This is a genomic window from Micromonospora sp. WMMD558, from assembly GCF_049315255.1.
GTDB lineage: Bacteria > Actinomycetota > Actinomycetes > Mycobacteriales > Micromonosporaceae > Micromonospora.
The window spans coordinates 5,137,555-5,162,358 of the sequence record NZ_CP186061.1 but is presented as its reverse complement, the minus strand read 5'-3'; the positions used below and the strand labels follow the sequence as shown (position 1 = coordinate 5,162,358).

General features: G+C 72.4%; 24 protein-coding genes. 19 read left to right on the top strand and 5 right to left on the bottom strand.

From position 1 onward, the window contains the following. Nucleotides 1-44 precede the first annotated feature (44 nt). The 3 genes from ACN26Y_RS24585 to ACN26Y_RS24575 all read left to right on the top strand — a co-directional run bounded on the left by ACN26Y_RS24585 (nucleotide 45) and on the right by ACN26Y_RS24575 (nucleotide 1,230). Entirely contained in the window at nucleotides 45-524 is a 480-nt protein-coding gene (locus ACN26Y_RS24585; protein ID WP_422733589.1) for a hypothetical protein, read from the top strand. A 204-nt stretch (nucleotides 525-728) separates the two neighbouring features. Further along, nucleotides 729-917 (top strand): ribonuclease, encoded by a 189-nt coding sequence (locus ACN26Y_RS24580; RefSeq protein WP_155332555.1) that lies wholly within the window; start codon nucleotides 729-731, stop codon nucleotides 915-917. A gap of 184 nt (nucleotides 918-1,101) precedes the next feature. Next, nucleotides 1,102-1,230 carry a hypothetical protein gene (locus ACN26Y_RS24575; protein ID WP_255456049.1) on the top strand — a complete coding sequence of 43 codons (129 nt, stop codon included), beginning with the start codon at nucleotides 1,102-1,104 and terminating at the stop codon, nucleotides 1,228-1,230. A 12-nt stretch (nucleotides 1,231-1,242) separates the two neighbouring features. Here ACN26Y_RS24575 and ACN26Y_RS24570 read toward each other — a convergent pair whose 3' ends face one another. Further along, nucleotides 1,243-2,331, bottom strand: coding sequence for a hypothetical protein (locus ACN26Y_RS24570; protein WP_422733588.1), 1,089 nt, complete (start codon nucleotides 2,329-2,331; stop codon nucleotides 1,243-1,245). Nucleotides 2,332-2,580: 249 nt separating this feature from the next. Here ACN26Y_RS24570 and ACN26Y_RS24565 point away from each other — a divergent pair, with 249 nt between their 5' ends. After that, on the top strand, nucleotides 2,581-4,509 hold the full coding sequence (locus tag ACN26Y_RS24565; protein ID WP_422733587.1) for an alpha/beta fold hydrolase: 1,929 nt from the start codon (nucleotides 2,581-2,583) through the stop codon (nucleotides 4,507-4,509). A gap of 194 nt (nucleotides 4,510-4,703) precedes the next feature. Then, the gene (locus ACN26Y_RS24560; protein WP_422733586.1) at nucleotides 4,704-5,774 is read left to right on the top strand and encodes a MerR family transcriptional regulator; all 1,071 of its coding nucleotides are present in this window, start codon (nucleotides 4,704-4,706) and stop codon (nucleotides 5,772-5,774) included. Between the two features lie 162 nt (nucleotides 5,775-5,936). On the opposite strand, the gene ACN26Y_RS24555 is transcribed toward ACN26Y_RS24560, so the two are convergent. Next, nucleotides 5,937-7,043, bottom strand: coding sequence for a LacI family DNA-binding transcriptional regulator (locus ACN26Y_RS24555; protein ID WP_155332551.1), 1,107 nt, complete (start codon nucleotides 7,041-7,043; stop codon nucleotides 5,937-5,939). A gap of 116 nt (nucleotides 7,044-7,159) precedes the next feature. Between ACN26Y_RS24555 and ACN26Y_RS24550 the strand changes: the two genes are divergently transcribed. The 10 genes from ACN26Y_RS24550 (at nucleotide 7,160) to ACN26Y_RS24505 (ending at nucleotide 18,328) form a co-directional block, all read left to right on the top strand. Beyond that, nucleotides 7,160-8,386, top strand: a complete 1,227-nt coding sequence (locus ACN26Y_RS24550; RefSeq protein ID WP_422733585.1) for an amino acid ABC transporter substrate-binding protein — start codon at nucleotides 7,160-7,162, stop codon at nucleotides 8,384-8,386. A gap of 6 nt (nucleotides 8,387-8,392) precedes the next feature. Continuing rightward, nucleotides 8,393-9,280 (top strand): branched-chain amino acid ABC transporter permease, encoded by an 888-nt coding sequence (locus tag ACN26Y_RS24545; RefSeq protein WP_422733584.1) that lies wholly within the window; start codon nucleotides 8,393-8,395, stop codon nucleotides 9,278-9,280. After that, nucleotides 9,264-10,445 carry a branched-chain amino acid ABC transporter permease gene (locus ACN26Y_RS24540; RefSeq protein WP_230688748.1) on the top strand — a complete coding sequence of 394 codons (1,182 nt, stop codon included), beginning with the start codon at nucleotides 9,264-9,266 and terminating at the stop codon, nucleotides 10,443-10,445. The genes ACN26Y_RS24545 and ACN26Y_RS24540 overlap by 17 nt, the downstream gene beginning before the upstream one ends. Beyond that, complete coding sequence (locus tag ACN26Y_RS24535; RefSeq protein WP_155332549.1) at nucleotides 10,442-11,182, top strand: ABC transporter ATP-binding protein; 741 nt, start codon at nucleotides 10,442-10,444, stop codon at nucleotides 11,180-11,182. Before ACN26Y_RS24540 ends, ACN26Y_RS24535 begins: the two co-directional genes overlap by 4 nt. Further along, nucleotides 11,172-11,921 carry an ABC transporter ATP-binding protein gene (locus tag ACN26Y_RS24530; RefSeq protein ID WP_155332548.1) on the top strand — a complete coding sequence of 250 codons (750 nt, stop codon included), beginning with the start codon at nucleotides 11,172-11,174 and terminating at the stop codon, nucleotides 11,919-11,921. The genes ACN26Y_RS24535 and ACN26Y_RS24530 overlap by 11 nt, the downstream gene beginning before the upstream one ends. Nucleotides 11,922-12,027: 106 nt before the next feature. Next, the gene (locus ACN26Y_RS24525; protein ID WP_155332547.1) at nucleotides 12,028-12,984 is read left to right on the top strand and encodes a LamG-like jellyroll fold domain-containing protein; all 957 of its coding nucleotides are present in this window, start codon (nucleotides 12,028-12,030) and stop codon (nucleotides 12,982-12,984) included. A gap of 38 nt (nucleotides 12,985-13,022) precedes the next feature. Then, entirely contained in the window at nucleotides 13,023-15,110 is a 2,088-nt protein-coding gene (locus tag ACN26Y_RS24520; RefSeq protein WP_155332546.1) for a PQQ-dependent sugar dehydrogenase, read from the top strand. 115 nt (nucleotides 15,111-15,225) lie between these two features. Beyond that, the gene (locus ACN26Y_RS24515; protein WP_155332545.1) at nucleotides 15,226-16,380 is read left to right on the top strand and encodes a Gfo/Idh/MocA family protein; all 1,155 of its coding nucleotides are present in this window, start codon (nucleotides 15,226-15,228) and stop codon (nucleotides 16,378-16,380) included. Beyond that, nucleotides 16,377-17,528 (top strand): DUF993 family protein, encoded by a 1,152-nt coding sequence (locus ACN26Y_RS24510; RefSeq protein WP_155332544.1) that lies wholly within the window; start codon nucleotides 16,377-16,379, stop codon nucleotides 17,526-17,528. The genes ACN26Y_RS24515 and ACN26Y_RS24510 overlap by 4 nt, the downstream gene beginning before the upstream one ends. After that, complete coding sequence (locus ACN26Y_RS24505; protein ID WP_155332543.1) at nucleotides 17,525-18,328, top strand: sugar phosphate isomerase/epimerase family protein; 804 nt, start codon at nucleotides 17,525-17,527, stop codon at nucleotides 18,326-18,328. Before ACN26Y_RS24510 ends, ACN26Y_RS24505 begins: the two co-directional genes overlap by 4 nt. 62 nt (nucleotides 18,329-18,390) lie before the next feature. On the opposite strand, the gene ACN26Y_RS24500 is transcribed toward ACN26Y_RS24505, so the two are convergent. After that, a complete protein-coding gene (locus ACN26Y_RS24500; RefSeq protein ID WP_155332542.1) occupies nucleotides 18,391-20,019 on the bottom strand; it encodes an LLM class flavin-dependent oxidoreductase in 1,629 nt (542 codons plus the stop codon). Nucleotides 20,020-20,113: 94 nt separating this feature from the next. Here ACN26Y_RS24500 and ACN26Y_RS24495 point away from each other — a divergent pair, with 94 nt between their 5' ends. Continuing rightward, on the top strand, nucleotides 20,114-20,665 hold the full coding sequence (locus ACN26Y_RS24495) for a MarR family winged helix-turn-helix transcriptional regulator (RefSeq protein WP_155332541.1): 552 nt from the start codon (nucleotides 20,114-20,116) through the stop codon (nucleotides 20,663-20,665). A gap of 27 nt (nucleotides 20,666-20,692) precedes the next feature. On the opposite strand, the gene ACN26Y_RS24490 is transcribed toward ACN26Y_RS24495, so the two are convergent. Continuing rightward, nucleotides 20,693-21,931: a PucR family transcriptional regulator gene (locus ACN26Y_RS24490; protein WP_155332540.1), complete on the bottom strand. Its 1,239-nt coding sequence runs from the start codon at nucleotides 21,929-21,931 to the stop codon at nucleotides 20,693-20,695. An 84-nt stretch (nucleotides 21,932-22,015) separates the two neighbouring features. On the opposite strand from ACN26Y_RS24490, the gene ACN26Y_RS24485 reads away from it, so the two are divergent. After that, the gene (locus ACN26Y_RS24485; protein ID WP_155332539.1) at nucleotides 22,016-23,107 is read left to right on the top strand and encodes a ferredoxin reductase; all 1,092 of its coding nucleotides are present in this window, start codon (nucleotides 22,016-22,018) and stop codon (nucleotides 23,105-23,107) included. A 13-nt stretch (nucleotides 23,108-23,120) separates the two neighbouring features. Next, nucleotides 23,121-24,263, top strand: a complete 1,143-nt coding sequence (locus ACN26Y_RS24480; protein ID WP_155332538.1) for a fatty acid desaturase family protein — start codon at nucleotides 23,121-23,123, stop codon at nucleotides 24,261-24,263. Between the two features lie 5 nt (nucleotides 24,264-24,268). Here the strand turns inward: ACN26Y_RS24480 and ACN26Y_RS24475 are convergent, their stop codons facing one another. Then, complete coding sequence (locus tag ACN26Y_RS24475) at nucleotides 24,269-24,463, bottom strand: hypothetical protein (RefSeq protein ID WP_155332537.1); 195 nt, start codon at nucleotides 24,461-24,463, stop codon at nucleotides 24,269-24,271. Between the two features lie 116 nt (nucleotides 24,464-24,579). Here ACN26Y_RS24475 and ACN26Y_RS24470 point away from each other — a divergent pair, with 116 nt between their 5' ends. After that, nucleotides 24,580-24,789 (top strand): helix-turn-helix transcriptional regulator, encoded by a 210-nt coding sequence (locus ACN26Y_RS24470; protein ID WP_155332536.1) that lies wholly within the window; start codon nucleotides 24,580-24,582, stop codon nucleotides 24,787-24,789. Nucleotides 24,790-24,804 lie beyond the last annotated feature (15 nt).

The following is a 24,804-nucleotide window of genomic DNA, read 5'->3' as shown; positions in this document are numbered from 1 at the left end:
ATTTCGTCGACGGGTCGTGTTCAAGGGCGGGAACAGGGGTACGGGTGGGCGACGAGACGGGCAACAGCGTAGGTCTGGAGAACGGGTTCGACCTGGTCGTCACCCCTGACGCCCGGTTCGCGCGGTTGCTGCGGCGAGACGTGCGCCGTACCAGTCAGATGTTCGCCATGGTCGGTCTCCTGCTGTCGGTCACGAGCCTCGGTACGTTCGCGGCCGACGGCTTGTGGTTCGTCGCCGGGCTGTTCGGTCTCCCGATCGGGGTGATCTGGTGCTTCGCCGGGGTGGTCAACGGCCCGCTGCACACGCGACGCAACCCGGACCTGCTGGTGCCGTTGCGGTACGTCTGCACCGCCGATGCCGTCGAGTGGCACACCGTCCACACCTCGCTGCGGGTGCCCTGGACAGCGATCGAGCATGCCACTCGCTCCCCGGCGGCGTACCACCTGAAATGCGTCGACCGGCAGGAGCGGTACCTGTGCCGGACCACCCTGACCGCTGCTGAGGACGCGCAGTTGGCCGGGTAACTCGACGAGCGGCTGGCCGCGCGGGTGGCCGCGAAGACGTCCGTGCGGTCGTCGCCTCCCGCGGGCGGCAGCGCGTAGTGCGTTTCAGGTCCGGGGGAAGAACCAGCCACTCCTGACCCTCGGGCCTCAGTCGGCGCGAAGCCCAACGTCGGGCGCTCGGGCATCAGCCGTTTGCAGGGGCGGGTGCAGGGTAGGTAGGTGGTCGTGACAGCACCGGGACAGAGCCATTCGCAGCAGGAACAGGCCCTTGAGCGCGGCGAGGTCTACGAGGACGCCGAGGGACGCCGCACCGTGGACCCGGCCGCCGGGGCTGCGCACGCCGACAGCGAAGCCGACCGCAACGCCGAGCACCTCCAGCGTGGCGAGGTCGGTCCGGGCGTCCCCGAGGAGTAGCTGCCAGGTGAGCAGCGGCCGCGGGCCCCGCCTGCCCCGACGATGCTTCGTCCACCGACCGAGCCGCTCTGGACGACGTGGGCGCGGCACCGCAGAGTGGTGTCGTCCGAAGGCGCGGCTGCGCGCGCCTCAGGGTCAGGACGAGAAGCGGAGTACGCATGGCGAAGCCGATGAGCGACGGGGAGTGGCAGCGGTTCGTCTCGTACGGCCGGACCTGGCCGAGGCGTACGGGACGCGCAACGCCGTGCCGGGCGAGCTGCTGGTGCGCCTGACCGTGGAGAAGGTCGTCGGGTACACCGGCATCTCCGACTGACGGCGGCGCCGGCTACGGCGAGATCCGCACCTCCACCGAGCTGATGAACCACCGGAAGTCGGATTCGCTGTGGATCGCGACGTCGTTGGTGCCGCTCTTGTCGAACGACCGGGTCCCCGCGCACACGATCACGGGCTGACCGGCGGGCACCGGTCCCGCGCTGAACAGGTGCGCGAAGTAGTGGGCGCCGCGGGTCAGGTTCTCCCGGTCGTGGGTCGCATCCTCGTCCTCCTCCTCCACGAAGACCGACATCTCGGCGTACGACGGCTCGGCGACGTCGGGGTGCAGGACGTCGAGCATCAGGGAGTTCTGCTGGCTCGTCCTGGACTCCGACCACCCCCACTCGTCCTCCGTCTCCAGGTGGTGCGTCGCCAGCACGGACTGGGCGTCGATGAGGACCTCCACCAGGCCCGATGTCGGCGGGGTGAAGGAGAATGCGACAGTGCTGAAGCCGTCGGCGGAGGCGTAGTCGAAGTCGTCCGCGTCGCTGTTGTCCATCGTGGTGGTGATACCGACGTCACCGAGCGACGGGTTCAGGGTGTGCACCCGGTCGACGACGAAGTTGTCACTGCGCACCGGGAGGAAGCCGAAGGTGAACCCGAAGAACGGCGGGCGGTGGACCGCCCACCGGTGTGGGCCCGGCTCGTCGTCCGGCTTGATGTCTCCCCAGGGGAGCGCGTGGTCGTGGAGCGGGGACAGCCGCAGCCACGCGTCGAGGTTGTCGGCGAGGTGGAAGCCGGGGCTGACGTGCGCGTCGCAGGGAGCGAGGACGTCGGCCAACGCCTCGTGGTAGTCCTCCCGGATCTCGGCGAGCTCGTCGCGCCTGATCTTCCGGGCGCGAAGGAACGCGTCGGCCTTCTGCTTCCGGGCCTGGTTGAGGTCGTCGAAGCGTGACGTCAGTCCGTGCGGCGGCTGGAGCAGGTCACGCAGTGCCAGTCGTTCCTGACGCATCAGCGTCGTCAGGTCCGACCAGTTGTCGTCTCCCAGCAGCCGGCGCAGCCGGTCGCCGGCGCCGGCTGTCACCTCGGCGGCTTTGCGGTTGCGGTCCTCGATGACCGTTCGGCGGCGCTCGGCGCGCTCGTCGACGGACGCGTCGGCCATTCGCTGGGCCGCGGCCGGGAAGTGACGAAGATTCCGGCTTGTTCGGTAGGGGTTGACCATCGTGTGCCCCCTGAGCTGGGCGACTGCTGTCCGGAGCATAGGCAGGTCTCCCCCGCGCGGAGGAGTCGCTGTCCGGCATGTGCCAAAATGCCCGCGGCTCGCCCTGACCGGGGTGTTCCGCGCGGTCGAGGACGTGTGAGATCCATCGCCGGAGGGATGGCGGGTGACGGCCGCGCTGTTGTCCGGGATGTGCCAGAGACGGATGTCGTGGTGATCGGAGCGGGGCAGGCGGGCCTGTCCAGCGCGTACCACCTGCGCGCTTCCGGCCTCGACTTCGTGGTCCTGGACGCCAACCCGGCGCCCGGCGGGGCCTGGCAGCACCGGTGGCCGACGCTCCGGATGGAGACGGTGCACGGGATCTTCGACCTGCCCGGCCTGCACTTCACGCCTCCGGCGCCCGAGGAGCAGGCCGCCGACGCGGTGCCCGCCTACTTCGCCTCCTTCGAGCAGGAGTTCGGGCTCGACGTACGCCGGCCGGTCGCCGTCACGGCCGTCCGCAACGGCGACGACGGGCGGCTGCTGGTGGAGTCCGACCAGGGCACCTGGGCCACCCGGGCGTTGATCAACGCCACCGGCACCTGGACCAGGCCGTTCGTACCGCGATATCCCGGGCAGGAGACGTTCCGCGGCCGGCAGTTGCACACCGTCGACTACCGCGCGCCGGAGGAGTTCGCCGGGAAACGCGTGGTGGTGGTCGGTGGCGGCGCGTCCGCCGCGCAGCTCCTCGTGGAGATCGCCGACGTCGCGACGGCGACGACCTGGGTGACCCGCCGACCGCCGGTGTTCCGTGACTCCGCGGAGTACACGGAGGAGTACCGGCTCGGCGTCATCGCCAAGGTGGAGGCGCGGGTGCGCGCCGGCCTGCCGCCGGGAAGCGTGGCCAGCGTCATCGACCTGCCGTGGACGCCGCAGATGGCGCGCGCCCGCGACCGCGGTGTCCTCGTACGCCGGCCGATGTTCGACCGGATCACCCCCGACGGCGTGGAGTGGCGCGACGGCGCGCGGGTGGACGCCGACGTGATCTTCTGGTGCACCGGCTGGCGGCCGGCGCTGGACCACCTGGCGCCGCTGCGGCTGCGCGGGCGCGGCGGCGGCATCGTCATGGACGGCACCCGGGTGGTCGCCGACCCGCGCATCCACCTGGTCGGCTACGGGCCGTCCGCGAGCACGGTCGGCGCGAACCGCGCCGGGCGCGCCGCGGTACGCGAGCTGCGGGCGCTCCTGGCGCGGCACCCGCCGCGTCGACCCGCTGACCCCGTCACCGGGGGGGCGCAGCCGCCCTGTGGTCGAGGGCCACGCCCTGCGTTTCACCCTCGACGGGTGGGTAATCAGCCGCGCCGGGTGCAGGCCGGGCGGTGTGCGTACGCGCCACCGCCCCGACGCAAGGGAGCGGACGTCGTGTCAGATCAGCAGCCCACGGTCGTCCTCGTCCACGGCGCGTTCGCCGACTCGGCGAGCTGGAACGGCGTGATCGAGCGGCTCGGTGCCGGATACTCGGCGGTCGCCGCCGCCAACCCGCTGCGCGGCCTGGCGGGGGACGCCGCGTACGTGCGGGACGTGATGCGGGGGATCGGCGGGCCGGTCGTGCTGGTCGGCCACTCGTACGGCGGCATGGTGGTCACGGCCGCCGCAACGGACGACCCGTCGGTGCGTGCCCTGGTCTACGTCAACGCGTTCTGCCCCGACAGCGGCGAGTCGGCGCTGACGCTGTCCCAGAAGTTCCCCGGCAGCACGCTCGCCGACACCCTGGTGTCCTATCCGGTGTCCACCGGCGGCAACGAGGTGGCGATCGGGCAGGACGCCTACCACCAGCAGTTCGCCGCGGACGTGCCCGGCGACCTGGCGGCGGTGATGGCCCGGACCCAACGGCCGGTGACGGAGCAGGCGCTCGGCGAGGACCTGAGCGCGGCCAGCCCGGCCTGGCGCTCCCTGCCCTCCTGGTTCATCTTCGGCGACGCCGACCGGAACATCCCGGTCGCCGCACACCGGTTCATGGCGGATCGGGCCGGCCCCCGGGGCTCCCGGGAGATCTCCGGCGCCTCGCACGCGATCGGGGTGTCCCAGCCCGCCGAGGTCGCCGAGACGATCATCGAGGCGGTCCGCGGGACGGGCGGCTGACGCCGGCGGTCACGGGTAGCCGAGACCGTCGGTGCCGATCCAGGTGGCGACGCAGGCCTCGTTGCCCTCGAGGAGGGCTGGCGGCGGTCCGGGCCGAGTCGGTACTCCGGGCATCCTCTCTTGACCTTGACCTTCGGGGAAGGCCGAGTCTGGGGCGTGCCGGCCGCGGTGGCCGGTACGAGGAGGATGGCGACGTGGAGCTGCTGACCATCGGATCGTTCGCCCGGGCGGCGGGTCTGACGCCGAAGGCGTTGCGCCTGTACGACGAGACGGGACTGCTCCCGCCCGCCGCGGTCGACCCGGAGTCCGGTTACCGGCTCTACAGCCCGGACCAACTGGAGCGGGCCCGGCTGATCGCCACGCTGCGCCGCATCGGCATGCCGCTGGCGGAGATCCGTCGGGTGTGCGAGCTGCCGGCCGCCGGGGCGGCCGACGCGGTGCGCGCCTGGTGGCGGCACGTCACGGCGGACACCGTGGCCCGCAGCCGGGTCGCCACCCACCTCGTGGACCTCCTCTCCGGAAGGGACACGACCATGTCCGATGCGAACCAGGCCCTCGGCTTCCGCTTCGCCGTCCGCTGCGAGACCGGAACGGCGCGGGACAGCAACGAGGACGCCGCGTACGCCAGCGAGCGCCTGCTCGCCGTCGCCGACGGCATGCGGGGACCCGGCGGCGCCGCCGCCAGCGCCGCCGCCATCGACGCCCTCACGTCGCTGGAGGCGGCCGACGGTCCCGCCGCCGCGCTGCTCCCCGTGCTGGCCGACGCGGTCGCCGACGCCGACCGCACCGTCCGCCGGGCGGCGGTCGACGACCACCAGCCGGTCACGACCCTGACGGCGCTGCTGCGGTCCGGCGGTCAGCTCGCGCTCGTGCACGTCGGCGACACCCGGGCGTACGTGCTGCGGAGCGGGGAGCTGTCCCAGCTGACCCGGGACCACACGTATGTGCAGTCGCTGGTCGACCGGGGCGCGCTCGCCGCCGACGAGGCCGCCACCCACCCGCGGCGGGCCCTGCTGGTCCGGGCGCTCGGCGCCGGCGGCACCCCGGTGGAGGCCGACCTGGCCTTGCGTACGGTGGTCGTCGGCGACCGCTACCTGCTCTGCTCGGACGGGCTCTCCGCCGTCGTCGACCGCGCCGACCTGGCCGCCACGCTCGGCGCGGCCGCCGGTCCGGAGGAGGTCGTGGACCGGCTCGTCGAGCTGGCGTACGAGCACGGCGCACCCGACAACGTCGCCTGCGTCGTCGCCGACGTCGTCACGGCCTGACGCCCACCCGCCGGCCCTCCGCGCAGCGGCGGGCCGGCGCCCGCCTGCTGTCCGTCGGGCAACAGCAGACGCCGTCCGGCGCGGGGGAGTCACCACCCGGCACCGGCCGTCGCGTGGAGCGTGGCCTCCCGGCGGGCCGAGCGAGCCGGTGGGGACCGGGCTCTAGGTAGCGGGCTGGGCCAGGGTGCCGGCGCGGTGGCCCTCGGCCTGGTCGGCCGCCGGCGCCACTGTCGGCGCAGTCGCCGGGGCGGGCCCGGTCGAGTCGCGGACCACGAGGAGATGCCCGGTGGGACGGCGTCGGGGGCGGGTCGGCCGGGGCTTCAGCGCCAGCGACAGCGCCATCCGGCCCATGTCGGTCATCGGCAGCCGGATGGTGGTGAGGCTGGGAGCCAGGTCGGCGGCGACGGAGACGTCGTCGAACCCGACGACCGACATCCGCTCGGGCACCGGGATACGGTGCGCGCGCAACGTCGACAGCACACCGATGGCCATCGCGTCGTTGAGCGCGACGATCGCGGTCGTGTCCGGGTGGTCGCGGAGGATCTGCTCGGCGGCCACCCGGCCACCGTCGCGGGTGAAGTCGGAGTGGACCACGGGAAGGTCGTCGAGGGAGAGCCCGTGCTGCCGCAGCGCCGAGGCGACCCCGGCGAGCCGGTCGGCGACGGTGGTGAGGCCCGCCGTGCCGGCGGCGACGGCGATGCGGCGGTGCCCCAGGTCCAGCAGGTGCCGGGCGAGCGCGCGGCCGCCGGCCTCGTTGTCCGGCAGGACCGCGTCGACGCCGAGGGCGTGCCGGCCGATGACGGCGACCCGCCCGCCCTGGCGCTGGAACTCCGCGAGCTCCGCCCGCGCCTCCGCCTCCACACGGGCGTCGTCGTAGCCGGAACCGGCGATGAGGATGATGCCCACCCGCTGGGCGATGAGGTGGCGCAGTTGCCGCAGCTCCGCGTCCGGGTCCCGGCCGGAGTGGCAGATCTGCACCAGCAGCCCCTCGTCGGCGGCGACCTGGATGACCCCGCCGGCGATCTCGGAGAAGTACGGGTCGTCGACCTGGTGCACGACGAGGCCCACAGTGGAACTGGCGCCACCGGCGAGGGTGCGGGCGTACGGGTTCGCGACGTACCCCAGTTCCTGGGAGACCTGCCGGACGCGCTGGGCCACCTCCTCGCTGACCCCGTCCCGCCCGGCGAGGGCGCGGGAGGCGGTCGCGAGCGAGACGCCGGCGCGCTCCGCCACGTCGATCAGGCGCAGCCTCGGGCCAGGCTTGGGCATCGGCAACTCCCCGGAAACTTCTCTGTCATCTGACTATTGCCAGTGACGCCGACCACAGCCTAGTCTACGAAAGCGCTTTCGTAAGCGCTTCCGTCCCGGCAAAGGAGCGTCTCGGGATGACAACCCGGATGAAGCGAATCCAGTGGATGACAGCACTCGGCGCCAGCCTCACCCTCGCGCTGACGGCCTGCGGTGGTGGTGATGACGGCGGGTCGGCCGGCGCCGACGACCCGATCGTGGTGGGGATCTCCCTGCCGCTGACCGGCGACTTCTCCGAGCCGGGCAAGGGTGTCCAGCGCGGTTACGAGGCCTGGGCCAAGATCACGAATGACAAGGGTGGCCTGCTCGGCCGCAAGGTCGAGCTGAAGATCCTCGACGACCAGTCCAACGCCGACCGGGTGGTCGCCGACTACGAGCAGCTCATCGGCAAGGACAACGTCGACCTCGTCGTGGGTCCGTTCTCGACCCGCCTCGTGGTGCCCGCGGCCCGCGTCGCGGAGGAGTACGGCATGCTCTTCGTCGAGCCCGCGGGCGCGGCGAAGGAGGTCTTCGAACAGGGCTTCAAGAACCTGTTCTACGCCGCCCCGGCGGTGGCCAACGACCACTACAACCACCTCGCCGAGTACATCCTCGCCCTGCCGCCGGACCAGCGGCCGAAGACCGCGGCGTACGCGGCCATGGACGACCCGTTCGCGCAGGGCACGGCGTACGGGCTCAAGGAGAAGCTCGAGGCGGGCGGTGTCCGCACCGTCGTCGACGAGGTCTACCCACCGAACACCACCGACTTCGGCAGCATCGCCGCGAAGATCGCGTCGTCGAAGGCCGACATGGTGGTGGGTGGTTCGCAGTACCAGGACGGGGTGAACCTCATCGTCGCCCTCCAGCAGCTCAGGTACCAGCCGAAGCTGGCCGCCTTCTCCACCGCCCCGACGAACCCCGAGTTCGCCGCGGCGATCGGCAACAAGACCGAGGGGATCCTCTCGCCGACCGGGTACACGCAGGACGCGAAGTACCCGAGCAACACGGAGTTCGTCGAGAAGTACACCGCCCAGTTCGGCTCGCCGCCGGAGGAGGACGAGGCCAACGCGTACACCACCGGCCAGGTCGTCGCTGCGGCGGTCACCGCGGTCGGGTGCGCCGAGCAGGGCGACTGCCAGAAGAAGCTGGTCGAGTGGGTCCGCACCAACACCGTGGAGACGGTCGTCGGTCCGCTCTCCTGGGACGAGACGGGCAAGCCCAAGGGCGCCCACATGATCCAGCAGTGGGTGGGCGGCAAGATCCAGATCGTGCTCCCGGCCGACGCCAAGGAGACGGACCTCGTCTACCCGAAGCCGGCCTGGTAGGACGTCATGCCCTCCGGTGCCCTGCTCTTCCAGAGCATCATCCTGGGTCTGCTGCTGGGAGGGCTCTACGCCCTCCTGGCGGCGGGCCTGACCCTCTACTTCGGAATCATGCGGGTCGTGATGATCGCCCACTCGGCGTTCCTCATCCTCGCCGCGTACCTCGCCTGGTGGTCACACACCCGGCTGGGCGTCGACCCGCTGCTGTCGATGATCGCCACCGTGCCGCTCTTCTTCGCCTGCGGCGTGCTGCTGCAGCGGGTGCTGCTGGCCCGGCTGCGGCCGGTCACCCTGACGATGATGTCGGTCCTGCTGACCTTCGCCATCGCGGTGCTCATCGAGGGCCTGCTGGGCTACGTCTTCACCGGCACCCAGCGGCGCATCCAGCTGGGCTACGGCTCGGCGAGCTTCGGGATCTTCGGCGCCCGCGTCGCGGTCGTCAAGCTGATCGCGTTCGGCCTCGCCGCCGTCGCCCTGCTCACCCTCTACCTGCTGATGAAGAAGACGACGTTCGGCTGGGCGCTGCGCGCGACCATCCAGCACCGTGACGCGGCGCGGCTCGTCGGCATCGAGACCGAGCGGGTGGCCGGGTACGGCTTCGGCCTCGGCCTCGCCACCGCGGCCATCGGCGGTACGGCCCTCGCCCTCGACACCACCATCTACCCGTCGCTGCACTGGCACTGGATCGGCCCGCTGATGGCGATCATCGTGGTGGGCGGTCTGGGCAGCGTACCCGGCGCGGCGATGGCCGCCATGGTGCTCGGCATGCTGCAGAGCCTGCTCCAGATCCCGCTGGGCACGACCTGGGCGCAGACGATCTTCTACCTCGCCCTGTTCGCGACCCTCGCGTTCCGGCCACAAGGTTTCTTCGGAGGTCGCCTTGCCCAGCGCTTCTGAGCCGACCACGGCACCGGCGACCACCTCGCCGGCGACCGTACCGCCCACCGGGGCGGCGACGACCGGGCGGCGCAGCGTCGACCGGGTGGTCAAGGTGGTCGCCGTCCTGCTGCTCGCCGCGGCGGTGCTCTCGTTCCCGTCCCTGGCGCCCAACCCGTACATCCTGTCGGCGGGTGTGGTGGTGCTCAACTTCGCGGTGCTCTCGACGTCGTGGAACTTCGTCGGCGGGTTCACCGGCTACATCTCCCTCGGTCACGGGGCGCTCGCCGGCCTCGGCGGCTACGGCACGGCGCTGCTGGTCACGAAGGCCGGGCTGCCGAGCTTCGTGGCCCTGGTCGTGGCGGCGCTGCTGGTGGCGGCCCTCGCCGTACCGATCGGTTTCGCCGCGCTGCGGGTCCGCGGGGCGTCGTTCGTCATCGTCTCGATCGCGCTGGTGCTGATCCTGCTGCTGGTCTTCCAGAGCTGGGCGTCGCTCACCGGCGGATCGCGGGGACTGGTCGTGCCGCGGCCCTTCCCGGACCTGCTCCGTCCCGAGCACCACCGGGTGTTCTACTACCTCTTCGCCGGCCTGCTCGCGCTCGCGCTGCTGGCCTGGTGGTCGATCGACCGCTCGCGGTTCGGGCTGGGGCTCAAGGCGATCCGGGAGGACGAGGACAAGGCGGAGGCGCTCGGCACCCCGACGTTCGCGTACAAGTTGGTGGTCTTCGTGGTCTCGGCGGCCTTCACCGCCCTGGGCGGCGGGCTGTACGCGCTGTGGTTCGGCGACCTCGACCCGGTCTTCCAGTTCTCCATCCTCACCGGCTCCTACCTGGTGCTGATGGCGCTGCTCGGCGGTGTCCGGAACCTGTTCGGCCCGCTGGTCGGCGCGCTCATCGTCGGCATCGGGCTGGAGTACTTCAAGGTGGAGTTCGGCGACACGCAGCTGCACCTGGTCGCGACCGGCCTGCTGCTCGCCCTGGTCGTGCTCTTCATGCCCGACGGTGTGCTGCCCGCGATCGGCTCGCTGCTGGGCCGGCTACGGCCGGCGCAGAGCTCGATCCGCGAGGTCACGGCCGCGGAACTGCGCGAGCAGCGGGCTGCGGCGGCCGGCGTGCCGGCCGCCCGGGAACCGGTGGACGCCGCAGCGGGTAGCCGCCCTGAGTCCACCAGGGAGGGGACGGCATGAGCGAGGTACGGAGTCTGGCGACCGACGGGCTGACCAAGGCGTTCGGCGGGGTGGTCGCGCTCGACGGCGCCACCGTCGAGTTCCGCCACGGCCAGGTCAACGCCCTGATCGGCCCGAACGGGTCGGGCAAGACCACCTTCTTCAACTGCGTGACCGGGATGATCCGGCCGGACGGCGGGCAGGTCACCTACCGCGGGCGGGACATCACCGGCGCGGCACCGCACTCCATTGTCCGCGCCGGTGTGGGGCGTACGTTCCAGCTGTGCCGGGTCTTCCCCCGGATGACGGCGCTGGACAACGTCCTCGCGGCGGTCCGGCCGGTCGGGCTGACCGGGCTGCTGCGGGGCGCCCGGGCCCGCGCGGAGGTCGACCGGGCGCGCGGCTGGCTCACCCGCCTCGGCATCGAGCACCTCGCCGACGTGGAGGCCCGCAACATGTCCTGGGGTCAGCAGAAGCTGCTGGAACTCGCCGGCGTGCTGATGAGCGACCCGGAGACCGTACTGCTCGACGAGCCGGCCGGCGGCGTCAACCCGGCGCTGCTGGACCGGATCGGCACCCTGGTCCGCGAGCTCAACGCCGAGGGGCGGACCTTCGTGATCGTCGAGCACAACATGGACCTCGTGATGAGCGTCAGTGACCACATCGTGGTGTTCGACCGCGGCCGCCCGATCGCCGAGGGGCCGCCGTCGCTCATCCGCTCCGACGAACGCGTGCTGGGGGCCTACCTTGGCGTCTGAGATCGAACTCGTCGACATCCAGGCCGGCTACGGGCGCGCGGCGCCGGTGCTGCGCGGCCTCACCGTCTCGGTGCCCGCCGGGCGGATCGTCTGCCTCGTCGGCCCCAACGGCGCCGGCAAGTCCACCGTCCTGAAGGTCGCCAGCGGGCTGCTCAAGCCCCGCTCCGGGAAGATCCTGGTCGGCGGCGTGGACGTGACCGGCCAGGGCCCGCAGCGGATGCTGGCCTCCGGGGTGGCGCACGTCCTCCAGGGCCACAGCGTGTTCCGTGAGATGACCGTGGCGGAGAACGTGCTGCTCGGTGGCTACACGCTGAGAGACAAGGCGCTCATCGCCGAGCGGACGGCCTTCGTCAAGGAGGTCTTCCCGGTCGTCGCGCAGCGGTGGAACTCCCTCGCCGGGCTGCTCTCCGGCGGCCAGCAGAAGCAGGTGGAGTTCGCCCGGTCCCTCATGGTCAGCCCCAAGGTCGTACTCCTCGACGAGCCGTCCATGGGACTGGACCCGAAGGCCACCACCACCGTCTTCGAGCAGGTCGTGCGGATGCGCGACGCCGGTACGGCGGTGCTGCTGGTGGAGCAGAACGCCCGGCGGGCGCTGGAGACCGCCGACCTCGGGTGCGTACTCGACCTCGGTCGGGTGCACATCTCCGGGCCGGCACCGCAACTCCTCGCCGACCCGCAGCTCGGCGAGCTCTACCTCGGCGGCCGGCCCGCCGAGCCCACGGCGACCCCGAAGCGGTAACCACCCCGACGTGACAGCGGCACACACGAGAGTTGGAGCGTGAGCGCGTAAGCGCTTCCGAAAGCGGTTGCAGTGCCCACGCAGGAGCTGAAACGAGGTGTACGCGATGACCAGAACGAGACGGTTCGCCGTCGCCACCGCCGCCGTACTGGCGACCGGTGTGCTGGCGGGCGCCGGGGCGCTCCCGGCGCACGCGGACCGGAACAACCCGCGCGATGTCCACCCGCACCTGCGATCGAGCCTGGTCGCCTTCTACGACTTCGACCACCCGGTGGAGGGCGATCCCGCCCTGGAGCGGGACCAGGGACGCTCGGGCACCGAGATCGAGCTCGTCAACGGCGGCGCCGCGATGCGGGTGCCGGACCGCGCCTACCGCGGCAGCGGTGACGCCCTGCAGACCCGGCAGGTGAATCCGGCCCAGGCCGGCAACGACGACTGGAAGGCCGGGATCTGGTCGGCGAGCGGCGTGCGGACCCTGCGCGCCTTCGCCGGCACCGAGGGCACCACCGTCATGGGCTGGTTCAAGTCGGAGATGGACGCGCCGGCGCTCAACTCCACCACCGCCAACCCGACCGACCGGTTCAACGCCATCGGCCTGGCCGGGGTGCTCACCGGCGACTCCGACGGCCACGGCGTCCGCGCCCTGCTGGAGCTGATCGACGTCAACGGCGAGCTGCGCCTGGTGGCGCTGGGCCGGCGCCTCGACGGGGGCAACTCGCAGACGTTCGCCGCGAGCGAGGACTGGCGCACCCTGCTGCCGAAGGGGGAGTGGGTCCACCTCGCCGCCACCTTCGACTTCAACACCGGTGCGATGGCGCTCTACCGCAACGGCACGCCGCTGGACGGCTTCTACACGCGCAGCGACGACCCGTGGCTCGTGTCCGGTCCCGGCCCGCACGTGACGACCGCCTCGGATCCGCGAGGCATCAAGATCGGCGGGAGCTTCCCGCAGGACACGCTGGAGCGGAACCCCTGCGACTGCCGCATGGACGCCCTGATGTTCCTCGACAGCGTGGTCTCGGCGAGCGACGTCGAGAAGCAGTACCGCTACATGGCCCGCTGACCACCCTCCGTACCGCCTCACCCGCGAAGGAGACCCGCGTGCGCAGTATCGGCAAGATCCGCAGATCCACGCTGACGGCTGGGCTCACCGCCGCCGCGCTCGTCCTGTCCATCCTGGTCGCCGGCCCCGCCCGGGCCGCCGAACCGGTCGACGACCCGATCGTCGAGATGCCCACCCAGTCCCGCCTGGGCCTGGTCCTCACCGAGTACGCCAGCTTCCCGCAGTCGTTCCCCACGCCGGCCCCGACCGACCAGCGGCTGATGCGGACCGCCCGGATCAACACCCTCATGGAGTTGCCCGACGGGTCCGGCCGCCGCGCCGTGCCGGACCTCAACGGCACGCTCTACCTGGTGCAGGACGGCGTGCCGCACGTCTACCTCGACGTGGCCGCCACCTTCGCGCCGCAGTTCTTCTCCGGCCGAGGCCTCGGCCAGGGCTTCGGCTACGTCACGTTCCACCCGGAGTTCGGTAGCAACGGCCGGTTCTACACCATCCACACCGAGCAGGCGTCGCTGGCGACCAGGACACCGGACTACGCGCAGGCCAACGCCATCTTCCATGGCGTGATCAACGAGTGGACGGCGACCGACCCGGCCGCCGACACGTTCGCCGGCAGCCGCCGTGAGGTACTGCGGATCGGCTTCGCCGGCCAGATCCACGGCGTCCAGGAAATCAACTTCAACCCCACCGCGCGGCCCGGCCAGGACGACTACGGGCTGCTGTACCTGGCCGTCGGCGACGGCGGCACCGGCGTGCGGAACACCGAGCCGCAGAACCTGGGCATGGTGCACGGCAAGCTGCTGCGCATCGACCCGAGCGGCACCAACTCCGCGAACGGGCGGTACGGCATCCCGGCGTCCAACCCGTTCGTCGGCCGGGACGGCGCTCTCGGCGAGGTCTACGCCCTCGGCTTCCGGGACCCGCACCGGTTCAGCTGGGACCGGGCCACCGGTCGCATGTACCTCGGGCACATCGGTGAGCACGCCATCGAGGCGATCTACGAGGTGCGTGCCGGGGACAACTTCGGCTGGAGCGAGCGGGAGGGCGCGTTCGTCTTCGACAAGGCGGGGAGCGCCTGCGACAAGCTGCTTCCGCTGCCGGCGAACGACGCCGAGTACGGCTACACGTACCCGGTCGCGGCGTACGACCACAACCCGGCGCCCAACTGGAACTGCACCTCCGACGTCGGCGTCGCCGTGGCCGGCGGGTTCGTCTACCGCGGCAAGGACGTGCCGAAGCTGAAGGGCAAGTACGTCTTCGGTGACCTCGTCGACGGTCAGGTCCTCTACACCGAGGCGCACCAGATGCGCCGCGGCGAGGGGCTGGCGCCGATCCACCGGCTCGCCCTGTTCGACGCCGCCGGCAGCCCGGTGCGGATGCAGGACCTGTCCGGCCCCGGGGCGCCGGGCAACCCGGAACGGGTCGACCTTCGCTTCGGCACCGACGCCGCCGGTGAGCTGTACATCCTCGCCAAGGCCAACGGCAAGATCTGGAAGGTCACCGACACCAGGGAGTTCGCCAGCGGCGACGTCGGCCGCACCCGGGTGCACAAGCCGTCCGGCCCGGACAGCTGGGCGCCGGTGACGCCGTCGAAGTGGCAGTTCGACAAGGACGAGATCATCCTCGCCGAGGCGGGCGTGAGCCGGCCGGGCCCGCGCCGCCCGTTCGAGTACGCCGTCCTGACCGAGGGCCCGGCGTGGTCGTCGGTGGAGATCGAGGCGCGGGTGCGCCTGGACACGCCGGTGGAGGTGACCAACCGCGACGTGATCATCGTCTTCGGGTGGCGCTCGGACACCGAGTTCTACTACGCGCACCTCTCGACCGACAACACGATCCTGCCGCACAACGGCATCTTCAAGGTGAACAACGCCGACCGGCAGCGCATCGACCACCAGTGGAACGGCCGGTCGCGGGGCGCCGACCCGGCGATCGTCGACGCCGACTGGCACAAGGTGCGTGTCGTCCACCTCCCGGCCACCGGGGAGATCGCGGTCTACCTGGACGGCCGCAAGGACCCGCTGATGACCGCGAAGGACACCACGTTCAGCTCCGGGCGGGTCGGCTTCGGCTCGTTCGACAACATCGGCCGGATGCGTCACCTGACGGTGACCGGAACGCCGGCCTGAACCGGCCGGCCGGGGACGGCGGCAGAGCCGCCGCTGTCCCCGCCGGTCAGCGGCAGTGTGCGGCACCCGGCGGACCGGGTGCCGGGGAATGACGCCTTACCTGGAGGGTGGGACGATGACGGCACGTGTCCCGATCGGAATCGTCATGAACGGCGTGACCGGGCGGATGGGCTACCGGCAGCACCTGGTCCGGTCGCTGTTGGCGATCCGCGAGCAGGGCGGCGTACCGCTGCGCGGCGGGGGCCGGCTCTGGCCGGAACTCGTCCTGGTCGGGCGCAACGAGGCCAAGCTGAGGGACGTCGCGACCCGGCACGGGCTGACCGCCTGGACGACGGACCTGGGTGCCGCGCTGGCCCGACCGGACGTCTCGATCTACTTCGACGCCCAGGTCACCAGCGAACGGGAGAAGGCCATCGGTCTCGCCGTCGAGGCGGGCAAGCACATCTACACCGAGAAACCCGTCGCCACCACCCTGCACGGTGCGGTCGAGCTGGCACGTGCCGCCGACGCGGCCGGCGTACGGCACGGCGTCGTGCAGGACAAGCTGTTCCTGCCCGGCCTGCGCAAGCTCGAACGGCTCGTACGCGGCGGCTTCTTCGGCCGCATCCTGTCGGTACGCGGAGAGTTCGGCTACTGGGTCTTCGAGGGCGACTGGCAGGAGGCGCAGCGCCCGAGCTGGAACTACCGGGCGGCCGACGGCGGCGGCATCGTGGTCGACATGTTCCCGCACTGGCACTACGTGCTGGAGCAGATCTTCGCCCCGGTCCGGGCCGTCACCGCCCACGTCACCACCCACGTACCGCGCCGGTGGGACGAGGACGGCCAGCCCTACGACGCGACCGCCGACGACGCCGCGTACGCCATCTTCGAACTCGACGGCGGCGTCGTCGCGCAGATCAACTCGTCGTGGGCGGTGCGGGTGAACCGCGACGAGCTGGTCGAGTTCCAGGTCGACGGCACCGAGGGCAGCGCCGTCGCCGGCCTGCGTCGTTGCCGCATCCAGCACCGGGCCACCACCCCGAAGCCGGTCTGGAACCCGGACCTGCCGTCCACCGACGACTTCCGCTCCCAGTGGCAGGAGGTGCCGGACAACGACGTGTTCGACAACGGTTTCAAGGCGCAGTGGGAGATGTTCCTGCGGCACGTCGCCGAGGACGCCCCGTACACCTGGGACCTGTGGGCCGGCGCGCGGGGCGTGCAACTGGCCGAGCTGGGCCTGCAGTCGGCGCGTGAGGGCCGGCGCGTCGAGGTGACGGAGCTGCGCTCGTGAGCGCGAAGGTGGTCCTGCCCGACGGGCCGCTCACGCTCTCCGGCGCCGGCCGCGAGCACCTCACACCCGGCGCCCGCTTCACCAGCCGCGTCGCGTACGCCGCCGCGCACGTGGTCGCCGACCCGCGGGCGGAGAACGTCCCGGGCACGCCGGCGGCCGTGGACTGGGACGCGACGCTGGCCTTCCGGCGGCACCTGTGGTCGTACGGGTTCGGCGTGGCCGAGGCGATGGACACCGCGCAGCGGGGCATGGGCCTGGACTACCCGACGGCCCGGGAACTTGTCCGCCGGTCGGCGCAGGCGGCCCGCGCGGACGGCGCCGCCATCTGCGCCGGTGTCGCCACCGACCAGCTGCCGTCCGGCCCGGCCACCCTCGACGACATCCGCAGGGCGTACGCGGAGCAGCTCGCCGACGTGCAGGACGCCGGCGCCCGGCCGGTGCTGATGTGCAGCCGGCACCTGGCGGCGGCGGCCCCGTCCGCCGAGGACTACCTCGACCTCTACGGCCGCCTGCTGGCCGAGGCGGACGGTCCGGTGGTGCTGCACTGGCTCGGCCCGGCCTTCGACCCGGCTCTGGCCGGCTACTGGGGCGCCGCCGACCCCGCGCGGGCCGCCGACACCGTGGTGGCGCTGATCAGCGCCCACCACACCAAGGTGGACGGCATCAAGCTGTCGCTGCTCGACGAGGACTTCGAGGTCGCCCTGCGCCGGCGCCTGCCACCGGGGGTACGCCTCTACACCGGCGACGACTTCAACTACCCGACCCTGATCCGGGGCGACGGCGACAGCCACTCCGACGCGCTGCTCGGCGTCCTGGCCGCCATCGCGCCACCGGCCGCGGCGGCGTTCCGGGCGCTCGACGCGGGCGACCCGACCACGTACGACGACCTGCTGGCACCGACGGTGCCGCTGGCGCGGCACCTGTTCGGCGCCCCGACCTTCTACTACAAGACCGGGATCGTGTTCCTCGCCTGGCTCGCCGGTCACCAGGACCACTTCACCATGGTCGGCGGCCTCCAGTCCGGACGGTCACCGGCGCACCTGGGCCGGCTGCTCCGGCTCGCCGACGCCGCCGGCCTGCTCCCGGACGCCGAGCTGGCGGCCCACCGGGCCCGGGCGTTCATGACCACGGCGGGGGTGGCGCAGTGAAGCGGTTCGCGCTCAACTCCGCCACCACCAAGCGGTGGCCGCTGCCGGAGCTCGTCGCCGGCTGCGTCGACGCCGGGGTCACCGGGGTGGGGCTGTGGCGCGAGGACCTGGCGGCCCACGGGGTCGAACCGGCGGCGGCGCTGGTGCGGGACGCCGGCCTTACCGTCACCTCCCTGTGCCGCGGCGGCTTCTTCGAGGTCCCCGGCTGGCTGGACGAGAACCGGCGGGCGATCGACGAGGCGGCGGCGGTGGGCGCACCCGTGCTGGTGCTGGTCTCCGGTGGCCTGCCGGCCGGTAGCCGCGACCTCGACGCCGCACGGGCGCACGTGCGGGACGCGATCGGCGAGCTGGTGCCGCACGCGGTCGCCGCGGGGGTCCGGCTGGCCGTGGAGCCGCTGCACCCGATGTTCTGCTCGGACCGGTGCGTGGTGGCCAGTCTCGGTCAGGCACTGGATCTGGTCGCGCCGTACCCGGCGGAGGCGGTGGGCGTCGTGGTCGACACGTACCACCTGTGGTGGGACGACCAGGTGTGGGCGCAGATCGACCGGGCCGGCCGGGAGGGACGGATCGCCTGCTTCCAGGTCGCCGACTGGGTGACGCCGCTGCCGGCGGGTGTGCTGCTCGGCCGGGGGCTGCCCGGCACCGGCTGTGTCGAGCTGCGGCGCTTCCGGGAGGCGGTGGACGCCGCCGGGTACACCGGCCCGGTCGAGGTGGAGGTCTTCGCCGAGGCGGAGTGGGCCCGGCCGGGCCGTGAGGTGCTCGACGAGGCCATCGCCGGCTACCGCACCCACGTGGCCTGACCGGGTCGGCGCGGTCAGGCCACGCCCACCGATCGGCGGCCCGGTGGCGGTACGGCGACGGCTCAGGACAGGCCGATGCGGGCGATGGGCTCGACCAGTTCCCGCTCCTCGTACGCCAGGTGCGACAGGAGGGTGTCGCTGAGCAGGTCGACGGCGGCGCGCAGGTCGGCCATCCCGTCCGGGACGGAGACGAACGCCACCAGGGCCCGGTCGACGCGTTCCAGCACGTCGTGGATGAGGTGGTGCTCCTGCTCGAGCCGGTCGATGACCGGGGCGAGCCGGGCGTCCCCGCGGCGCAGGTGCGGAAAGAGCGACCGGTCCTCGATGGTGTGGTGGGTGGTGACCAACCGGCAGTAGGACTCGCAGTAGGTGCCCAGGGTCCACTTGTTCTGCCGCATCGTCATGGTGTTGATGTGGGAGCGGGCGGTGCCGGCGTCGATCGTGCCGGCCGCCACCTGCTCGATCAGGTCGTGGATCTGCGCCAGCTCGGCGCGCAGCCCGTCGTGCACGTCGACGAGGTGCTGGCTGGTGGCCAGGTCGTGCGCCGCGTACGTACGGTCGGGGTCGCGGGCCGGGCCGGTCGGGCGGGCGGACTCGTCCCAGACCCGCTCGCCGCTGCGGCGGACGCCGTCGTCCGGCGTCGGTACGACGGAGAAGGCGCTGCGGCCCGCGGGCGCGGGCCGGCCGGCCCGGGGTCCGGCCGCCGCGACGGCCTCCGCCGGTCCCGGCCTGGCGGTGGCGTCCCGCTCGACCGGCCCGGCAGCGGAGTCGGCGGGCGCGGAGTCGGGCCGCGCGGCGGCGGAGGCGCGCTCGGCGGCGACCAGTTCGCGGACGGCGGGCGCCACCTCGGCGGCGAACCGGCGCAGGTCGTCGGGGTCGTCGCTGGCGAGGATGAAGGTGCTGATCCCGTCGGTGAGGGCGAGGTCCGCCAGTTCCTCGGCCCACTGCTCGGCGGGGCCGTGCAGGGGCCCGCGGCCGACGGTGGCGAACCGCCCGTTGACGTTGAGCAGTCGCCGGACGTCGCCCGGCGACCGGCCCGCCTCCCGGGCGGCGTCGTCGATGATCGCGTTGCCCCTGGCGAGGTCGCCGGGCTGCAGGTACGCCAGCGACGGTAGCCAGCCGTCGGCCCGGCGGCCGGTCAACGCCAGCATGCGCGGCTTGTAGGCGCCGAGCCAGATTCCCACGTCGTGTGCGGGGACGGGCCCGCGCTTCGCGCCGACCACGCGGTGGAACTCGCCGGCGACCCGGACGCCGCCGCGGGTGTCGGCGTCCCACGTCTGGCGGATGACCTCGATGGCCTCCTCGAGGGCCCGTACGCCCTCCGCCGGGGTGAGCCGTCGCCCGCCCATCGCCTCGATGGCGTCCCAGAACGCGCCCGCGCCCAGGCCGAGTTCGATCCGCCCGCCGCTGAGCAGGTCGAGGCTCGCCACGCTGCGGGCGAGGACGGCCGGTGGCCGCAGGGGGAGATTGGTGACGTTGGGGGAGAGCCGGACCCTGCTGGTGCGGGCGGCGACGAAGCTGAGCAGCGTCCAGGTGTCCAGGTACGCGGGCTGGTACGGGTGGTCCTGGAAGGTGACCAGGTCCAGCCCGACCTGCTCGGACAGGGCGGCGAGCGCCACCACCCGATCCGGGTCGGCGTTGGCCGGTGTCAGGAACGACCCGAAGGTCAGTGGGTGGCCGTGGTCGCTCATCGGAGTCCTCCCCTGAAGTGCTGTCAGACAGATGTTATGCCACACAGAACATCTGTTGCCAACAAGGTCTGTCCAGCTCAGCTATCCTGGGCGGATGACCGGTGCGACGGCGGCACACCCACGGCCGGACCCGCTCGACGACGACCTCGGCTGGATGCTCGGCGTCGTCTTCCGCGCCTACGTCCGGGCCGCCGACCGGGCACTGGAGGACATACCCGGTGGGCCCCGGGGCTACCAGGTGCTGTCGGCGGCGGTCCGGGAGCCGGTCCGCAACCAGGGCGCGATCGCCGAGGAACTCGGCATCGACCGGACCGTGCTCACGTACCTGATCGACGACCTGGAGCGGCGCGGGCTCGTGTTGCGCCGGGCCGATCCCGCCGACCGGCGCAGCCGCCTGGTCTGCGCCACCGACGAGGGCCGGGTCGCCTGGCGGGAACGCCAGCGGGCGCTGCGGCAGGTGGAGTCGCACGTGCTCGGCGCCCTCGATCCCGCCGACACCGCCGCCTTCCGGACCCTGCTGCGACGGGTCGCCTGTGCGGCGCAGCGCCGTGACCCGCTGACCGACCTCTGCGAGGCGGTGGCGGAGGCGCAGCCGACCGACGCCGGCCCGTCCCCGGCGCGCCCCCGAGCCCGGCGGAAACCCTGATGCGGACCGCCGCGCGGTCCGGGCCGCTCAGCCGGCCGGTTCGTCGGCCCGGTCGCGGGCCGGGAACGCCAGCGCGAGGGTGAGGTCGAGCACCGTGGCGGGGTCGTGCAGGCGGTCCCCGTACAGCTCGCGGAGCTTGCCCATCCGGTAGCGCACCGTCTGCGGGTGCACGAACAGGTCGGCGGCGACGTCGTCACGGCGGCCGTGGTGCAGCAGCCAGGAGCGCAGCGTCTCGGCGAGCCGCTCGGCGGTGGTCGGCGGCAGCGCCGCCAGCGGGGCCAGCACGCGGGCGCGCAGGTCAGCGAGGCCCTCCGGGTCCATGCCGAGCAGCAGTTCGGCGAGGTGCGCCTCGGTGTCCAGCGGCGGCCCGTCGTCGGCCGGGCGCAGCCCGAGCGCGAGGGCTCGGGTGGCCCGCTGCCACGAGTACGTCACCCGCGTCCACGGCCGCGCGGGGCCGAGCACGGCGCGGCGGCCGTGCAGCGTCCGGGTGAGCTGCCGCCGCCGGTCGCCGTGCGCGTCGGGGACGAGCAGCACGGCCAACTCCTCGCCGACCGCGGCGCCCGGCAGGTCGTCGCCGCTCTCCAGGGTCTGCGCCGGAAGCAGCGCGAGCGCCGCGCGCAGGTTGGCCCGGGGGAGGAGTACGACGGTGAGCGTCTGCGGCGGCGGCCAGTCGGCTCGTTCGGCGCTGCGCAGCAGCACGTCCTCGGCCGCGCCGGTGACCAGCTGCTGGGTAAGGCGCTCCAGGTTGCGCCGGCGGGCCCGGCCGGCGCTGGCCAGCTCGTCGGCGTGCCCGGCGACGCTGGCGGCGGACAGCTCGTCGATGTAGGCGAACATCAGCTCGGCGAAGTCGGCGACGGTCACCGCCGGGAGCCCGCCGCGCACCGCGATGGTGGACATTTCCCGCCAGGAGACCCGCGCTCCCACCCGGTACGCGGCCAGCAGCGCGTCCATGCTCCGCCCCGAACGGGCCTCACCGCTGCCGAGGGCGTACGCGGCCTCCAGCGCGGGGACCAGGGGGGTGCTCGGGTCCGTGGCGTGGGAGCGTTCGAGCAGTTGCAGGAAGTTGCCGAGCGCGATCTGCACCGCGGTCTCGATCTTGTCCCGCATCTGGCCGGTCAGGGTGCCGGAGTAGCTGGGCACCTCGGCGGTGATCGCGGTGACGGTCCGCTCGGCGAGCAGGGGCAACCGGTCGCGGAGGCCGCGGGCCACCCCCTCGTCGAGGGCGAGCCCGGCGGCGCGGCGCGTCGCCTCGGAGCGGTCCGCCATTGTTGTTCCTCCCGCACAAATCGACAGGCCCGGTTCACCTTCGCGGGCCAAGATTTTATGCCAGTGTGCCGCGACTATCGGGATATGACCACCACCGTTCCGCGCCCACCCGCGGCGGCGTCGCTGCGGCGCCGGTTCCTGCGGCTCGCCGCGGCGGTCACCACCCCGCTGCTGCCCGACGACTACCTCGACCTGGTCGCCCCGCTGCGCTCCGGCGCCGACCTGAGGGGCCGGATCCTCGCGGTGCGGCCGGAGACCCGGGACGCGGCCACGGTGATCGTGCAGCCGGGGCGGGACTGGCGGGGGCACGTCCCCGGGCAGTACGTCCGCCTCGGGGTGGACGTCGACGGCGTACGGCAGTGGCGGGCGTACTCGGTGACCTCGGCCCTCGGTGGCCGCCGCGACCCCATCGCGATCACCGTGAAGGCGATCCCGGACGGGGTGGTCAGCAACCATCTCGTCCGGCGGGTCCGCCCCGGCACGATCGTCCAGCTCGACCAGGCGACGGGTGACTTCGTCCTGCCCACGCCGACGCCGGCGGGCGTGCTGTTCGTGACCGCGGGCAGCGGGATCACGCCGGTCATGGGGATGCTGCGCAGCGGCGTCCTCGCCGGCGCCGACGTCACGCTCGTGCACTCCGCGCCGACACCGGCGGACGTGATCTTCGGTTCGGAGCTGCGGGGCCTCGCCGCGGCCGGCGCGCTGCGGCTGGTGGAGCGGCACACCGACCACGACGGCGTGCTCACCATCGCCGACCTGGCCGACCTGGTGCCGGACCACCTCGACCGGCAGACCTGGGCGTGCGGCCCGGTCGGGCTGCTCGACGCCCTGGAGGCCCACTGGTCCACCGCCGGTCGGGCGGAGCGGCTGCACACCGAGCGGTTCCGGCCGACCGTCATCTCACCCGGCGAGGGCGGCACGGTCACCTTCGGCCGGGCCGGTGTGACCGTGACCGCCGACGGCGCCACGCCGCTGCTCGACGCCGGTGAGGCGGCCGGAGTGCTCATGCCCTCGGGCTGCCGGATGGGCATCTGCTTCGGCTGCGTCCTGCCGCTGCGCCAGGGCGCGGTTCGCGACCTGCGCAACGGGGCGCTCACCACGGCGGTCCCCGGCGACGGCGTCCTCATCCAGACCTGCGTGTCGGCAGCGGCCGGCCCCTGCGACATCGACCACTGACCGGAGTGCCCACGTGACCGTCATCCAGCGCAAGCCCGTCAACCCGATCGCCCACCTCACCGCCGAGGACATCGAGGTCATCGGGAAGGAACTCGACGCGATCCGGGACCGGGTCCTGGCCGACCGGGGTGAGCGGGACGCCGCGTACATCCGCAAGGTCATCTCCACCCACCGCAAGCTCGAACTCGGCAGCCGGGTGGTGCTGCTCTTCTCGCTCTTCCCGCCGGCCTGGGTCGTCGGCACCGCCGGCCTCGCCGTGGCCAAGATCCTCGACAACATGGAGATCGGGCACAACGTCCTGCACGGCCAGTGGGACTGGATGCGCGATCCGAAGATCCACTCCACCACCTGGGACTGGGACCACGTCTCCCCGCCCGACCAGTGGCAGCACTCGCACAACCAGCTGCACCACCGGTACACCAACGTGGTCGGCAAGGACAACGACCTCGGGTACGGCATCATGCGGGTCGACGAGGACCAGCCCTGGCACCCGGTCTACCTTGGCCAGCCGCTGTGGAACTTCATCAACGCCTGCTTCTTCCAGTACGGCATCGCGGCGTACGACCTGGAGCTGGGCCACAACCTGAAGAACGGCCGGCACCGGGATCCGGAGTTCCGGGCCCGGGCCCGCGCGGTCGGTCGCAAGATCCGCCGCCAGGTGCTGAAGGACTACGTGCTGCACCCGCTGCTCTCCGGGCCGTCCTTCCTCAGCACGCTCGCCGCGACGTTCACCGCCAACCTGATCCGCAACCTGTGGAGCCACTCGGTGATCATGTGCGGGCACTTCCCGAACGGCGTGGAGACCTTCGAAAAGACCTCAATCGAGGGCGAGACGCGCGGCGAGTGGTACCTGCGGCAGATGCTCGGCTCCGCCAACATCAGCGGCAGCCGGCTGCTGCACCTCATGACCGGCAACCTGTCGTTCCAGATCGAGCACCACCTCTTCCCGGATCTCCCGAGCAACCGCTACCAGGAGATCGCCCCCGAGGTACGGGCGCTCTTCGACCGGTACGGCCTGAAGTACACCTCCGGCTCCCTGCCGAAGCAGGTCGCCTCCGCCTGGTGGAAGGTCATCCGGCTGTCGCTGCCGAACCGCAAGCCGCGTGGCCGGGTCGACGACCGTCCGACCCCGGCCCTCGCCGCGACGGGCGCCTGACCCTGTCAGTCGGTGACCGTGACCGAGACCTGCCGTCGCTTCGCGTAGACGAACCGGACCAGCATGACCTCCAGCAGCCCGTAGTCGACCTTCGTCAGCTCAGGAAAGCCGCGCTTGAGCAGCGCATCGCGTACGTCTCGGAGCAGCTCGTCGTCGAGCCGCTGGTCATCGTCCCGGTAGGGGATCGGGTAGTTCGACATGCCCTGCCTCCGTTCACGTGGCGACCACCTCGACCCTCACCTTTCCTGCCGCACACGACAGTGTCAAGTATGACAGCTGTCATATGCGCTAGTCTCGGGTTGCATAGCGTCGATCCATGGTTCGCAGGCTGTACGGCAGCGCCGAGTTGCAGGAGCGCCTCGGTGTCTCCCGGGCGCGCATCGTGCAGATCGTCTCCCGGCCCGACTTCCCGGAGCCCTTCGATCGGCTGGCCGGGGGAGCGGTATGGCTGGTGGAGGACGTGGAAGCGTGGATCACGGAGCACCGGCCGCACCAGGCTCGGGGCGCTGACCCGGACGAGTGCTGAGGGCTCGGACTCCCG

What these genes read in the sequence shown, in the direction of transcription:
- ACN26Y_RS24570 (WP_422733588.1), bottom strand. Translation starts at nt 2,331, where the DNA reads ATGGCCGACGCGTCCGTCGACGAGCGCGCCGAGCGCCGCCGAACGGTC.
- ACN26Y_RS24525 (WP_155332547.1), top strand. Translation starts at nt 12,028, where the DNA reads ATGACCAGAACGAGACGGTTCGCCGTCGCCACCGCCGCCGTACTGGCG.
- ACN26Y_RS24515 (WP_155332545.1), top strand. Translation starts at nt 15,226, where the DNA reads ATGACGGCACGTGTCCCGATCGGAATCGTCATGAACGGCGTGACCGGG.
- ACN26Y_RS24535 (WP_155332549.1), top strand. Translation starts at nt 10,442, where the DNA reads ATGAGCGAGGTACGGAGTCTGGCGACCGACGGGCTGACCAAGGCGTTC.
- ACN26Y_RS24475 (WP_155332537.1), bottom strand. Translation starts at nt 24,463, where the DNA reads ATGTCGAACTACCCGATCCCCTACCGGGACGATGACCAGCGGCTCGAC.
- ACN26Y_RS24555 (WP_155332551.1), bottom strand. Translation starts at nt 7,043, where the DNA reads ATGCCCAAGCCTGGCCCGAGGCTGCGCCTGATCGACGTGGCGGAGCGC.
- ACN26Y_RS24550 (WP_422733585.1), top strand. Translation starts at nt 7,160, where the DNA reads ATGACAACCCGGATGAAGCGAATCCAGTGGATGACAGCACTCGGCGCC.
- ACN26Y_RS24545 (WP_422733584.1), top strand. Translation starts at nt 8,393, where the DNA reads ATGCCCTCCGGTGCCCTGCTCTTCCAGAGCATCATCCTGGGTCTGCTG.
- ACN26Y_RS24500 (WP_155332542.1), bottom strand. Translation starts at nt 20,019, where the DNA reads ATGAGCGACCACGGCCACCCACTGACCTTCGGGTCGTTCCTGACACCG.
- ACN26Y_RS24470 (WP_155332536.1), top strand. Translation starts at nt 24,580, where the DNA reads ATGGTTCGCAGGCTGTACGGCAGCGCCGAGTTGCAGGAGCGCCTCGGT.
- ACN26Y_RS24485 (WP_155332539.1), top strand. Translation starts at nt 22,016, where the DNA reads ATGACCACCACCGTTCCGCGCCCACCCGCGGCGGCGTCGCTGCGGCGC.
- ACN26Y_RS24495 (WP_155332541.1), top strand. Translation starts at nt 20,114, where the DNA reads ATGACCGGTGCGACGGCGGCACACCCACGGCCGGACCCGCTCGACGAC.
- ACN26Y_RS24490 (WP_155332540.1), bottom strand. Translation starts at nt 21,931, where the DNA reads ATGGCGGACCGCTCCGAGGCGACGCGCCGCGCCGCCGGGCTCGCCCTC.